Origin of the sequence: Natronolimnohabitans sp. A-GB9, assembly GCF_030848565.1 — an archaeon.
In the GTDB taxonomy this organism is placed as follows: Archaea; Halobacteriota; Halobacteria; order Halobacteriales; family Natrialbaceae; genus Natronolimnohabitans.
In genome coordinates, this window is sequence record NZ_JAVDDV010000027.1 from 1 (window position 1) to 14,227 (window position 14,227).

General features: G+C 62.3%; 8 protein-coding genes and 1 pseudogene. 4 read left to right on the plus strand and 5 right to left on the minus strand.

Annotation, left to right across the window (positions count from 1 at the left end; translation table 11 throughout):
- Nucleotides 1-367, plus strand: a pseudogene (locus RBH26_RS19150) (glucose-1-phosphate thymidylyltransferase); the annotation flags it as partial.
- Nucleotides 368-702: 335 nt separating this feature from the next.
- On the opposite strand, the gene glmS reads toward RBH26_RS19150, so the two are convergent.
- Nucleotides 703-2,517: a glutamine--fructose-6-phosphate transaminase (isomerizing) gene (gene glmS, locus RBH26_RS19155; protein ID WP_306759978.1), complete on the minus strand. Its 1,815-nt coding sequence runs from the start codon at nt 2,515-2,517 to the stop codon at nt 703-705.
- A gap of 910 nt (nt 2,518-3,427) precedes the next feature.
- Here glmS and RBH26_RS19160 point away from each other — a divergent pair.
- Both RBH26_RS19160 and RBH26_RS19165 read left to right on the plus strand, forming a co-directional pair.
- Nucleotides 3,428-5,488 (plus strand): cation:proton antiporter, encoded by a 2,061-nt coding sequence (locus RBH26_RS19160; protein ID WP_306759979.1) that lies wholly within the window; start codon nt 3,428-3,430, stop codon nt 5,486-5,488.
- 222 nt (nt 5,489-5,710) lie between these two features.
- A complete protein-coding gene (locus tag RBH26_RS19165; RefSeq protein ID WP_306759980.1) occupies nt 5,711-5,893 on the plus strand; it encodes a DUF5786 family protein in 183 nt (60 codons plus the stop codon).
- A gap of 180 nt (nt 5,894-6,073) precedes the next feature.
- On the opposite strand, the gene RBH26_RS19170 is transcribed toward RBH26_RS19165, so the two are convergent.
- The 3 genes from RBH26_RS19170 to RBH26_RS19180 all read right to left on the minus strand — a co-directional run bounded on the left by RBH26_RS19170 (nt 6,074) and on the right by RBH26_RS19180 (nt 10,853).
- Nucleotides 6,074-6,772, minus strand: a complete 699-nt coding sequence (locus tag RBH26_RS19170; RefSeq protein WP_306759981.1) for a helix-turn-helix domain-containing protein — start codon at nt 6,770-6,772, stop codon at nt 6,074-6,076.
- Nucleotides 6,773-7,004: 232 nt separating this feature from the next.
- Nucleotides 7,005-10,178, minus strand: coding sequence for a bacterio-opsin activator domain-containing protein (locus RBH26_RS19175; RefSeq protein WP_306759982.1), 3,174 nt, complete (start codon nt 10,176-10,178; stop codon nt 7,005-7,007).
- A 252-nt stretch (nt 10,179-10,430) separates the two neighbouring features.
- Nucleotides 10,431-10,853: a universal stress protein gene (locus tag RBH26_RS19180; RefSeq protein WP_306759983.1), complete on the minus strand. Its 423-nt coding sequence runs from the start codon at nt 10,851-10,853 to the stop codon at nt 10,431-10,433.
- 220 nt (nt 10,854-11,073) lie between these two features.
- On the opposite strand from RBH26_RS19180, the gene RBH26_RS19185 reads away from it, so the two are divergent.
- Nucleotides 11,074-12,051 carry a glycosyltransferase gene (locus RBH26_RS19185; RefSeq protein WP_306759984.1) on the plus strand — a complete coding sequence of 326 codons (978 nt, stop codon included), beginning with the start codon at nt 11,074-11,076 and terminating at the stop codon, nt 12,049-12,051.
- 303 nt (nt 12,052-12,354) lie between these two features.
- Here the strand turns inward: RBH26_RS19185 and RBH26_RS19190 are convergent, their stop codons facing one another.
- Nucleotides 12,355-13,542, minus strand: coding sequence for an orc1/cdc6 family replication initiation protein (locus RBH26_RS19190; protein WP_306759985.1), 1,188 nt, complete (start codon nt 13,540-13,542; stop codon nt 12,355-12,357).
- Nucleotides 13,543-14,227: the final 685 nt, after the last annotated feature.

Consider the following 14,227-nt stretch of genomic DNA (forward strand, 5'->3'; position numbering starts at 1 on the left):
TCCAAACGCCACCGTCCGCGGGGCGACCGTGATCGGAGAAAATGCGACGATCGGGGACAGTGTCGAAGTGAAAAATAGCGTCATCTCTCGAGGGTCGGCGATCGATCATCGCTCGTCAGTCAGAGACAGCGTCCTCGGTCGGAACGTCGAGTTCAGGGACGAAACGAGCGTCGCGAACTGTCGCGAAGACGAAGCCGACGTCTCGTTTACCGTCAAGGGCGAACGCGTCTCGACTGGTCGACGCGAGTTCGGCGTCGTCGCGGGCGACGGAGCCGAGACAGAGGCCGGCGCGAACCTACCGCCAGGACTGAAATTGACGGCCGGTGAGACGGCTCAGTCCAGCGAAGTCGTCAAACGGGATCAATAACGGCCACGTTCGATCTGTACGATCGGACCGACACGCGTCGGTTCGGTAACAAACCGTCGTTCTCAAGTACGAGCTTTATACCACGGCGAATCGCTAGACCGACTGGAGGGAGTCGATCAAATCCGATACGATCGCGGCAGTACCCTCCAGAACGGCTCCGACACGTCGAGTGCGGGTCGTGGGAATCACCCGACGATGCCGTCTGGATCCGGGACTATGGGGGTGGTCTCGGCTCCGACGGCGTCGTCGACTCGTACTCAACGGTCGCATCGGCCGATTCGTGTTCTCAGATGGTCAAATGCTACAGTAAGCGGAAAGACAACGGAGAGCGAGAGCTACTCGACCGTGACGCTTTTGGCCAGGTTACGGGGCTTGTCGATCGGTCTGTCGAGTAGATCCGCCGCGTAGTAGGAGACGAGTTGCAGTTGCACGTTCGCGAGCAGACCCGCGAGGTCGGTGTCCGTCTCGGGGATCTCGAGGTGAGCGTCTGCGACATCGACGGCTCGATGTCCCTCGGGACAGATCGCGATCACGGGCGCACCGCGAGTCTGGGCCTCCTCGGCGTTTTTCAACGTCTTCTCGTCTTCTTCGCCGGTGAAGACGGCAAACACCGGCGTGTCGGGTGTCACAAGCGCCAGCGGGCCGTGTTTGAGCTCGCCGGAGGCGAACCCTTCGGCGTGCTCGTAGGTGATCTCTTTGAACTTCAGGGCACCCTCGAGGGCGACCGAATACCCCAGACCGCGGCCGATGAAGAAGTACGACTGGCTGTCCTCGTACCGTTCGGCGACGGTCTCGGCGTCGGTCTCCTCGAGGACTGTCTCGATCGCGTCGGGCATCGCGTCGAGTTCGGGGAGGAGCGCGTCGAGGTCTGCCGGCATCTCGCCGTACTGGTCGGCGGCGATGCGCTGACCCAACAGCGTGAGCATGACGGCCTGGGAGGAGAACGTCTTGGTCGCGGCGACGCCGATCTCCGGCCCGGCGCGGATGAACAACGCCTCGTCGGCCTCACGGGCGGCCGTCGAGCCGACGACGTTCGTGACCGTCACGGTCATCGCACCCTCGCTGTCGGCATAGCGGAGGGCATTCAGCGTGTCGGCCGTCTCACCGCTTTGGGTGACCGCAACGACCAGCGTGTCGTCGTCGATCGGCGGTGCCGAGACGCTGTATTCGTTTGCCAACAACGCGGTCGACTCGACACCGGCCTGTTTCAGCGCCAGCGAACCGTACAACGCAGCGTGATACGAGGTCCCACAGGCGATAAACTGGACACTGTCGACGTCCGCGAACGTGCCCGGTTTGAAGTCAGACAGCGCAATCCGGCCGTTCTCCGGATCGATGCGACCCTCGAGGGCCTGGGCCAGGGCGGTCGGCTGCTCGTAGATCTCCTTGAGCATGAAGTGATCGTACTCACCCTTCCCGGCCTGTTCGGGATCCCACTCGACGGTCTCGGGTTCGCGGACGACGGGATTACCCGCGAGGTCGGTGAACTCGACGCCGTCGTCGTCGACGATGACGACGTCGCCGTCCTCGAGGTAGACGACGCTGTCGGTGTACTCGAGGAACGCCGGAACGTCACTGGCAAGGAAGTACTCGTCGTCTTCCATCCCGACGACCAGCGGTGACCCCTGTCGGGCAGCATAGAGGACGTCTTCCCCGGAGAGCATCGCCGTGACGGCGTAGCTCCCCTCGAGTTCGTCGATGGCGCGACGGAACGCCGCCTCGTTTGCCATCCCCTCGTCGAGGTAGAACTGGATGAGATGCGGAATAACCTCGGTGTCGGTGTCGCTTGTGAACTCGTGTCCGCGGTTGCCGAGCCAGGACTTGAGTTCGGCGTAGTTCTCGATGATTCCGTTGTGAACGACGGCGACGTCTCGAGTGCCATCGGTGTGTGGATGGGCGTTCTCGTCGGTCGGCGGCCCGTGAGTGCTCCAACGTGTGTGACCGATCCCCACCTCACCTTCGAGTGGCGTCCCGTTGATCGATTCTTTCAGTTCGTCGACTTTGCCAGAGCGCTTCTCGACGTCGATGCCGGAGCCGTTCTGGATGGCGATTCCGGCCGAGTCATAGCCACGGTACTCGAGGTTCTCGAGACCGGTTAACAGCGGCTCGACGGCGCTTCCGTCACCGACGCGGCCGATAATTCCACACATGGCTCGATCACCCACCGTCGAATCGTTTGGGGACGGTCAGTTTCGGATACGATGCGTCGGTCGTCGAACGCGGACTCACACCAACAGGGTATCGAACGGTCGGCGGAGAGTCGACCGTCGAGAGCTGCTCGGCCGTAGTGACTGTCCGGGACGGCAAACGGTGTGCGGACATGATAGAGACCTGCCCACCAGCGTCCATTACTATAGACGGACTATGGAGCAGTAGTTATCGGGTAATAGACCGTCTGTGGCCGCTCTAGCCGGATGTTCCGTCCGATGATAATCATAGCTTCAAAACCAATTACCAGATGTTTATACAATTAACCGATGGGAGAGAACGATAGTTCGTTCAAAACCCTTCGATAACCAGAGTATGTAAAGCAAACAGCGGACCAGATATTCGTATGTTCACTGGAACAGAGAGTATGGACAGTCAAACAGTCGGTCCGAATAGAGACTCGTGTTCCACGTGAACAATCAGCAATATATAACGTCCAATACAGCATCGAACAAGAAAGGTACGTCGTCGAAATCGACGGTTTCGAGCGGAATCGGGGGCTCGGATGTTCGCCGATACTGATTGTAAACGCGTGCCCACTCGCATCACCGCATTCGAATTCGAACTGAACGAATATCCGCATTCATTGCATCGAATCGGACATTTTATTACCCCACCGCTCCCTTTTCGACAGTGATCACGCTGTTCCGAGCAGATAGTCGCAAAAAGCTGCACCGTTTGCCGGAGCTGGTGTCGATACCGCATCGACACCGGCTGATACTACCGGATAGAACGATCGGGAGAGTTCGCCGCTCCAGATCGGCGGGTTCTCTTCGGTGACTGCTGTGTGGCAGTCCGAGCGTTGTCCAGCAGTATAAACGACCGACAGAGAACCGGGATCGAATCAGATCGATGATCACACCACTCGTCGTCACTGGCCCCGACGTCCCCCTCGAGCAGCCGGTACTCGTGTTCGCGCTAGCGATGGTGATCTTCCTGGTCGGACCGCTGCTGGTCAAACGTCTCGGCCAACCGGGCATCGTCGGAATCGTCGTCTTCGGCGCGCTCATCGGTCCGGGCGCACTCGAGGTCGTCGAACACTCGGATGCGATCGAACTGCTCGGTGAGGTCGGACTGATCTATCTGCTGTTTACCGTCGGCCTCGAACTCGACATTCAGGGGTTCCGGGAGGCCCCCGAGAACGCGGCCCTGTTCGGACTGGCGAGTTTCTTCATCCCGTTTCTGCTTGGAACCGCCGCGACGCATTCGGTTCTGGGACTCGATATCTGGGCTGCGCTGTTGCTCTCGGCAGTGTTTGCTTCCCACACGCTGTTGGCGTATCCGATCGTCAACCGGCTCGGTGTGACGAAAAACCGTGCAGTAACGGCCGTCTTCGGCGGGATTCTCTTTACCGACACGCTCGCGTTAGTCGTGTTAGCGATCGTCACCGGCGCCGTCGAGGGCGAACTCACCGGCTGGCTGTTCGCTCAGGTCTTCGGTGCGCTCGTCGTCCTGTTCGGGGTCGCCTGGTTCGTCATCCCGCCGGCCTCACGGTGGTTCTTCCAGAGTTTCAGCGAGGAGAGCTACTTCGAGTTTCTGTTCGTGATGGTCGCTATCTTCGCCGCCGCCAGCCTCGCAGAACTCCTCGGTCTGGACCCGATTCTGGGTGCGTTCGTCGCCGGACTGGCGTTGAATCAGTTGATCCCCGCGGGTGGGACCCTCATGAACCGGGTCGAATTCGTCGGGAACGCCTTCTTCATCCCCTTCTTCCTGTTACACGTCGGGATGCTCGTCGATCCAAGCGTCATCTTCGACGGCCCCGAAACGCTGCAGGTCGCCGCGCTCATCGTCGGCGTCATGGTCGTCACGAAAGCCGGTGCGGCCTGGCTCGTCGCCGAGATCCAAGACTACACGCCAAACGAGCGCAACGTCATCTTCGGCCTCTCGATCGGCCAGGCCGCGGCCGCGCTCGCGATCACCCTCGTCGGGTTCGAGGCAGGTCTGTTCGGGGCCGAGATCCTCAATGCCGTCGTCCTCATGTTGCTCGTGACCGCACTGGCGAGTCCGTGGGTCACCGAACGGGCGGCGACGGAACTCGCCCTCGAGCGCGACGTCGGCGAGGGCGAGACGGGCGCGAAAGATCCGACCGTCCTGTTGCCGCTCTCACACAACGCCGAACGCCAGCAGCGACTGCTGGAACTCTCGTTTCTCATCAAAGGCGGTCAGGGAACGAACCCGGTACATCTGATGCGGGTCGTCCAACCCGACAGCAGCGGCTCGACCGAAGCCAACGTCGCCGAAGTCAACGACGACCTCGAGGCGTTAGCCGCCGAAGGGAGCGCGGCCGAGATACCCATCGAGACCGAAACCCGGGTCAACCACAACGTCGCCTCCGGCATCGTCCAGGGCAGCGTCGAGGTCGAGGCCGACAAGATCCTCATGGGGTGGGATGCGGGCTCGACGTTCCGTCACCGGATCTTCGGGAGCATCATCGATCAGGTCCTCGAACGGACCACGCGTCCCGTCCTCGTCTCCCGGCTGGGTCACCCCATCAACACGACGAGACGGATCTTCGTCGTCGTCCCGATCGGGGTCGACCACCACGAAGGGTTCTACGAGGCCGTCCACACCGTCAAGCGAATCGCCGCGAGCCTGGGCGCGGAGTTGAACGTCATCGTCGTCGAGGGATCGGCCCACCAGTTCGAGCAACTGTTCGGCCTCGTCGAGGAAGACGCAAGCGCCGAGTTCGACGACCTCGACGACTGGGGACGACTGCTCCCGACCCTCGAGCGCGAGACCGACGACGACGACCTGATCGTCGCCATCTCGCCGCGTCGTGGCGACGTCGGCTGGCACGACGAACTCGAGGACCTCCCCAGGCGCCTGTCCGAACTGCCGCCGGAGTCGTTCATCACGATTCACCCGCGCCAGGGCGAACCCGAGTACGACCGACAGTATCTCCGACTGGAGTGAGGCTGTCGCTGGTGGACAGCCGTCTATACGGGACGGCGGCCGATCGATCGCCACCCGAACACACCGCGGTTCCGGTCGAAACCGCAACCCGAAAGCGACGTGGAGGGGATCCGGAAACGACGTCCGATCGGCAGTGACGCCTCGACGGGCCGAAATTTGGGGTCAATACACAGAGCTGAATCGAACCGGCACACCTTTGACAGTGGCTACTCAACTATGAGTATGGGTTTTGGTAGCTACGACGAATCCGAGCAGCAGCAACAGACGGCCGACGACGAGGAGGACGTAGAGGCCGTCAACGTCCACGAGAACGACCACGACGGGCAGCTCTCCTTCGAATCCAACGCGTCCACCGACGAACTCGTCTCGCAGCTGGGCGCGATGAAAGACGACGACGAGGAGTAACCGCTGGGTCACCGGCCGTCGAGACACGGGCACCGACGACGGCCGACCCGTCCGGATTCCGCGACCGATTTTCACTTTTCTCGCGTATGGCGACGACGACAGCGAAATAGCGACGGCTGTCCGACGACAGCGGCGTCAAAAACGAACCTGACAGCGATCCAAACCGGCGTGCTCAGCCGATCAAGACAGCTTCGACGCACAGAGCTCGCCGATCGCGCGACGGAGCCGCTGTGAGACCGCCGACTTCGAGACGCCGAGTCGGTCGGCCAGTTCGTCCTGTGAAATCCCTCTCGGAACGTCGAAGTAACCCTCCTCGTGGGCGACGGCGAGCAGTTCCTGCTGTTTCTCGGTCAGGGCGACGACGCAGTCGTCCTCGTCGTCGGAGAGTCGCAGTCGATCGACCGTGACCGAAATATCTCGCTCGCGACAGTAGTCGTTGAACTCGACGAGATCGTCACGGCTCGGAAACTGCAACTGGAGCTGCCAGCCGGTACGGGTACTCGAGAGGTCCAGCAGACGCCCGCCAGCTTCCGCCGTAGCTGAGATAAAGGTCACCGCGCAATCCGTGAGTTCGACCCGGTAGACGCGCCGGTCGGCGTACCGGTCCGTAAGAACCGGATCAGTGATCGTCGGGTCGATCTCGAGGGCGGTCTCGAAGCTCTCGAAGGAGTCAGCGTAGACGCTACAGAAAACGAGCGTCCGACCGGTTCCGACCGTTGTCCAGTACTCGGGTTCGACGGTGACGTCGGGGACACGTCGCAGCGTCGGACGCAGGAACAGCGACGCGTGATCGAGCCGAAGCTGGGTGACGATGCCGCCGTCGGCCTGCGATCGGATCCCGGTGCGCTCACCTTCGTAGTCGGAGATTTCGATACTCACAGGTCGACCCCCCATCCGAGCGGATACCGGTCGTAACTCCTCGTTACCGCGAACTCGCTCATCGAATACTGAATTCGACCGCGACTACATGGTGGTAGCAGCTATACAGAAAAACGAGTGGTCGTACGAGCGCTATATCTATTCATGCATTCTCCTTCGAGAGTGTTCGACTCGGGAAGAAACACCCGGTTACCAGCCGGCCGAGAGAGACGAGTGGGGTGGTAAGGAGAGACTACTCCGCTGTTTCGGGACTGTTCGCGTTTCGCTCGTCGAACAGCAACGCGTAGACCTTCTGTTGGGCGAGCCGGAGGTGTCGACTGAACGTCGGCTGAGAGACGCCAAGCGAGTCGGCGACTTCCTCGCCGGTGCTCTCACGGGGCCACTCGAAGAAGCCGCTGTAGTAGGCCGTCTCGAGGGTCCGAAGCTGGCGCTCGGAGAGTTGACTCCGAAGTTCGGCGTCGAAGGCGCGTGCGGGCTGGACCGATCGATCGCGCTCGCGACGGGCAAGGAGACTCGCGTCTGCCTGTCGTCGTTCGATCGCGCGCACGAACGATCGAACGTCGACCGTACTCGAGAGATCGACGACGAGCCGGGTTCGGTCGTCGCTCGGCAACACGGACCGTAGCATGCCGCCGTGGTCGGCCAGTGACGTCGCGATAGTCGACTCCTCGACGACGAACTCGATCATCGATGCAGTGCCGCGGTCAGCGACGAGACGGGCCGACTCGAGTTCGGAAACGGAGTCGACGGCCGATCGAATTACGTCGTCGTCGACGTCCGCGACGGTACAGAACACCGTCGACCCGCCCGACGATCGGGGGACGACCGCCGCCACGTCGAGTTGACGGTCGAGTTCGTGGACGATCGCCGATAGCGGGTCGTCATCGTCGCGGAGTTCGATCTCGAGTTCGGTGACCGAGTCGGACAGCAGCGCGCGTTTCCGTTCGAGATTGGCGATCGCGTGGCCGGCGACGGTCGCGAGATGGAGACAGGCCCGACGCGTCTCGTCGTCGAACGTCGACGGCCGATCCGCATACAGCGTGAGCGTGCCGTAGCAGAACTCGCCGACGGCAATCGGAAGCGCCACGACCGACCGGAAGCCCCGTTCGCGGGCTCGGCGGCGCCACTCAGTGTCACCCTCCACGGACGTCTCACGCTCGAGATCGTCGACGACGACCGGTTCGAGCGTCGCGGCCGCTTGTGCCGTCGGATGTGTCGCGTCGTCGATTCGTTCGATCGGAATCGAGATCGACTCGAGATAGTCGCCGTTGGAACCAGCCCAGGCGTCGGCCGTGATCCGATCGGAGCCGGACGTGACGTCGCCGGTCCAGGCCAGTTCGATCGTCCCGACGGATTCCTCGAGCGGCATGTCGACGAGGTCCATACAGAGTCGCCGTTCGATCTCCGTGCGGCTCTCAGCGTCGAGCATCGCCCGCTCGGTCTCACGGAGTCGCGTACACCGATCGACGACCGTCTCGAGGCGTTGAAGAGCCGATCGACACTCCCGAACCGCCACAGTCTGCTCGAGACCCTCGAGTGCGGTCGCGGCCGCCCCCGTGGCGGCTTCGACAGGAAGTCGATCCCGCTCTCCGAAGGCCAGTGGCTCCGTACTGGTCGCGATCACCAGCCCGTGATCGGCAGCCGGAACGGCGAGGACGCGCTCGGCTCGCACGCCCAGCCGATCGAGGACGGACTCGAGGTCGGCCCGATCGAGGGCAACGCCGGAGCCGACGGTGTCGGTCTCGACGTGCTCGAACAGCGTCGTCTCGTCGCGTTCGATCGCGGGTAGCTCGACCGAGTCGGTCGCTGTCGTCGTTTCGACGGCCGCCGGCTGCAACGCGTCGCCCTCGGGCCGGTACCAGGCCGCGAGATCGGCGTCGGTACAGGAAAGCGTCGCGTCGACGACGGCCCGACGAACGGGAGCCGCCGACTCCGCCGCCTGGATCTCCGCGATTGCCCCCTCGAGCGTCGAGAGGGCAGCAGCCGCCGATCGGCTCCGATCGCGGACGACACAGAGCGTTTGCGTCGCCGACAGGGGCGTCACGAAGACGTCGACTCGCTGCTCGGTTCCGGCGAGCGTTCCCGTAACTGGTTCCATCCACCGGACGATCGGCGATGCCGCCCGCTCGCGGATCGCAGCCGCGAGATCGTCGTCGAAGACGACGTCTAGCTCCCGGCCGACGATCGGCTCCGTCTCCGCCAGCTCGTACACGGCTGGATTTGCGAACCGAACCGTCGATTCCTCGAGAACGACGACCCCGTCGGCGAGCGCGTCGACGACGTCCTCGAGGAGGTCGAACCGCTCCCGATCGACGGCGGCGTCGGTTTCGGAGACCTCACGTGCGGTCACCGTGAGGCCGTCCTCGCTCGGATGGACCGAGACGACGAACCGGTCCTCGAGCGACGGGGGTGACGTCTCGAACTCGACGAGCCGGTCGGTCGTCTTCGCCTCGCGGAACCGTTCTGCAAACCGGCCGCGGACGGCGTCGTCGAGGAGTTCCCAGACGACGGTCCCGGGAGACGGCTCGTCGTCGAACAGTCGGCTCGCCGCCTCGTTGGCGTAGCGAAGCTCCCACTGTGGGCCGAGTTCGAACAGCGGTCGGGAGAGCCGATCGACCGCGTTCCGGGCGAGCGAGTCGGACTCGGTCGCCACGTCCGTAAGTGTGAGGACGATCCCCTCGACGACCGGATCGGCGAGACGGTTCGCGACGGTCAGTTCGTAGGCTCGCCAGCTGCCGTCGGCGTGACCCAGCCGCAGGGTCTGCCGTTCGGTCGCGCCGAGTGGGGCCGTCGAGACGTCCTCGAGCGTCTCGCCGATCGTCTCGCGATCGTCCGGATGGACGAGCCGCGCAAGCGGCGTTCCCTCCAGTTCGGCCGGCGTATACCCCATCCGCGATTCGACGGCCGGGCTGGCGTACTCGAGGCGCCCGTTCGCGTCGGTCACCCAGACGAGGGCATCGGATCGTTCGAGGATCGACCGACTACGACGGTCCGACGTGTGTTCCTGGCGATATCGCTCGGCCGTGTTTCTGACTCGCGTCGCGACGAGGACGTTCGGCATCTCGGGGTCGACGACATCGGCGGCACCTGCCTCGAGGGCAGCGGTGATCGTCTGCTCGTCGGTCGTGGAGTCGATGACGGCGACGGCCGGGACCGTCTCGTCACGGTCGTGTAACTGCTCGAGTGTCGTCCGATCGCCGGTCTCGGAGTCGAACGGAGCGACGATACAGTGAACGTCGAGTTGTGCAAGTCGGTCGAGAGCCGTCGAGAGCGACCGTTCCCGCAACAGCGACACTGACTCGAGTCGCGATGAGAGTGCATCCATCGCGGCGTCGGACGACGGCTCGTCGCCGACCACGAGCACACGCAGCACGTCGCCCGTGGCGGTCGCAGTCCCGTCGCTCACCGGCCGACCACCGCCGTTCGGGACGGCCACGCGGTCGGATCATAGGACGGCAGCCGTCGGTTCGACCGACCGATCGTCGATCGAGTGTACGACGCCACGAAGTCCACTGCCACGATGAGCCGCGATTTCACTCCGGACGAGTTAATTATCGATAACGTATCCGCGAGTAGTAGCCGACTAGCGGTTCTCGGAACGGCCAACGAGTCGGTACTCACGCCGACGCGATGGCGTCACTCGAGTCGCTGAGCCGGGTCACGTTCGTTCGCGGACGGTGACGACCGGCACGGGCGCGTTTCGGACGACCTCCTCGGCAACGCTGCCGACCACCAGATGATCGAGGCCGGTGCGACCGTGCGTTCCCATGACGATCAGGTCCATCGCGTTGGCCTCGGCGACGTCGACGATCTCTTCCTGGGGGACGCCGTGGCGGACGGTCCTCGTCGTCTCGACGCCTCGCTGGGACGCCGCCCGTTCGGCCTCCTCGATCGCCTCTTCGGCCTCGCCTTCGGGATCCGATCGCATTTCGTCTTGCTTCTCGGAACTGTGGGGGCCTTCCTCGGCGACCGAAAGGACGTGCAGTCGCGCCTCGAGTCGGTCAGCGAGTTCGATCGCGTGCTCGGTCGCCTGTCGGGCGCCTTCGCTGCCGTCCGTCGCGAGCAAGATATCCTGATACATTCGTGATCGGACAGTCCACGGACAGCCGGTTACCTCTCGTACTTGCTGCTGCCGGGACCTGGGACCGACTGCTCCGGAAGAAGACGTCGAGAGCACGGATACGACATCGCGAATACCGGTTAGATAATTTTACAATATGTAGCTGAGCGTTGAACGCCGGGTTTCGGGATTGCAGGCTGGATAACAAACGGGACTCGGTTCGTCTAGGCTGCCAGTCCAGATGCACGTTCTCACACTCACGACACACGCCGACGCGCCCTTCATGAGACGGCAGATAGCAGCCCTCGAGGAGCGCGGCGTCTCATTTACTCTGGTGTCCATCGCCGGCGAGGGTGCCGATGGGGCCACACGAAGTCCCATCGACTACCTCCGAACCGTTCCGAAAGTCATCAGGGAATCCCGTAGCGGTCCCGACCTGGTTCATGCACAGTACGGGCTGGCAGCACCGGTCGCGCTGGCCCAGCTGCGAACGCCCGTCGTCCTCTCGCTGTGGGGATCGGACGTCCACGGCCCAGTCAAACCGGTCAGCCAGGCGTGTGCACCGCTGTGTGACGAGGTCGTCGTCATGTCCGAGGAGATGCGCGAGGTGCTCGGGCGGGATTGTCGGGTGATCCCCGACGGCGTCGACCTAGAGCAGTTCCAGCCGGAACCACAGAAGCAGGCCCGCGAGAAGGTCGGCTGGGACGACGTCGGCGACGCCTACCAGGTCCTGTTCCCCTACCCGCCGGACCGCGAGGTCAAGAACTACCCACGAGCACGGCGAATCGTCAACGCCACCGACAACCTCCTCGAGCGACCGGTCGAACTCCGGACGATCTCCGACGTCCCCCACGACGCGGTCGCCGACTACATGAACGCCGCCGACGCGCTCTTGTTGACCTCTCACAGCGAGGGATCGCCGAACTCGGTCAAAGAGGCGCTGGCCTGTAACCTGCCCGTCGTCGCCGTCGACGTCGGCGACGTCCGGGAACGGCTCGCCGGCGTCGATCCCTCACACGTCGCGACCGACGACGCCGAATTGGTCGACGGGCTGCTCGACGTGTTGCGACGCAGAGAACGCTCGAACGGCCGCGAGGCCGCTCGCGAGGTGAGCGTCGACCGAACCGCAGCACAACTGCTCGAGGTCTACGAGCGCGTCACTGGTGAGACGGCGGATCGTGTACAGGAACGAGAGCCAAAGCCGATCCAAATCGAGTGAGACGGTCCGCTGTCGTCACGTCCCGCCGATTGCCGACCTGTGTTCATTGCGTTCGTTTCACCCCCGCAGACCGCCGTTCCGCTCGGCGACGACCCTGCGAAGTGCTTGCCGACCGGTGCGCGCGTCGTCGCGTTCGAGGAACGTGGTTCTCGTGCTGGAACCATGGACTAGTTGGCGGCTGAGGGAATGTCTAAAGAACGACCAGCGGACTGAGTCGCCAGAATACACGCACCACAGGCCTGCTAAATCCACTGTAGTCTCAACTTCTCGTCGTGATTGAGGGGAGAGTGGGGTTCCGCTGTTCTAGTCGCGGGGTGCAGCTTCGAGCACGATATCGGCCCGCATGGAACATTCGTAGACGTGGTATTTGCCGCCGGACCGGCCCTCATTGCGGAGGATTTGGTCGGCGAAGCCTTGCATGGAGAGTTTATCGAGGTGGTCGCGGACGCTCCGGGTTGTTGACAGCGGGTCTAGCCCGGATTGTTCGCAGACGTCGGTGTAGAGGGAGTAGATTTCCTTTGTTCTGGCAGGGGTTTTATTGTCGATTTCGAGGAGTGCCAAGGTGTGGAGGATGTGACGCTGTTGGACGGTGAGGCTGCTGATGCGTTGTTCGAGGTTGCCGCGTTCAACGGTCTTCTGGGCATCACGGATGTGGTCTTCGGTGACCACATCGTCGCCGTAGTCGTCGGCGGTTTTGCCCGCTGCTTTCAATATGTCGAGGCCCTGCCTGGCGTTTCCACTGTCTTGGGCGGCGAGTGCGGCGCAGAGTTTGATTGCGGCATCGGTGATCGCATCATCATTAAACGCGATCGCGGCCCGGTCGGAGAGGATGACTTCGAGTTCGTCTGCGTTGTACGGAGTGAAGTCAATTTCTTCTTCGGCGAACGAACCTTTCGTTTTCGCTGACAAGGTATCGCGAAAGGTGTAGTCGTTGGAGATGCCGATGATGCCGACATTGGCATGTTCGAGGCGGCCGGTCGCTTGGCTGCGACTGAGATCGTAGAGGAGGGAATCAATGTGTTCGATGTGATCGATCTCGTCGAGGATGAGGAGGACCGTGCCGTCCCGTTTATCGATCTCTTCGTAAAGTGCGTCGAGGGCGTCACGGGTTGAAAGGCCCCGGGCCGGGAACTCGTCGGCACTACTGTCGCGGAGATCGTTGACGAGGGTGCGGACGACTTTGAACGCGGTCATCTCGTTACAGTTGAGTTGGACGGTAGAAAGCGGCGTGTCGGTGGTGTCGCACGCATCGTACATCATGTCGATCATGTACCGGGTGACCGCAGTTTTCCCGGCCCCGGTATTGCCGTAGACCATGATGTTGTCCGGCGTATCCCCTTCAACGACGGGCCGCAGCGCTGCCGCATACTGATCGATCTCTTCATCCCGCTCGAGGATGCGTTCTGGTTCGTACGATTCAGCAAGTGCATCCCGGTGTGAGAAGACGCTGTCCCCGAAGTCCAGCAGCGGATTGTCCTCAGCGTCAGGCATTCACGCTGCACATTCAATTCACGAAACATAAATCACCGTGTTTCCGCTGTTTCCGCTGTTTCCGCTGTTTCCGCTGTTCCACTCTATTTATACGAAGAGGGAGAGTGGATTTCCGCTGTTCCAGCCACGAAGGTGGGGACCAAGGAAACCGGCAAAGAGAACGAATGCAGTCGCAGAACAAGGACCAGTGGACAAATCGGGTGACAGCGGCCGGTCGCGGCCGGTCATTCTTCCCATTGCTCCCTCAAAAGATCCAGTACGGCTCTTGTTTTTGGTAAGGAAATATAAAAGTTAGTATTGGTTAGCTATCTTTCATGAGCAGGAACAGAAGGTGATTCAGAGAGAAGAACAAAGGAAACCTACTCCCCTTCTTTCACGGGCGGGGGGTTACGGACAGGAACAGCGGAAACCTACTCTCCGTCTGTCCACTCAGCTGTTGGAGACCAGTTGCTCCCGGTAGGGCTCAACCGACGAAAACGACTGACGAGGAGCGCCAGCGCTGCTATCAGCGAGAATCGGGCTGAGTCGTGAACTCAGCGAAATTTGGACTGAGCCATGAAGCGAGATTATACCCGAACCTCTCGGGAGATTCCCTCACGTGCTTCCGCTCTTCCTGACGCTCGAGCAGATCCCGTAGCGCCCACTCGCCGTGACCACGGCCTCTCGAGTCAGTAACCTGTCAGTA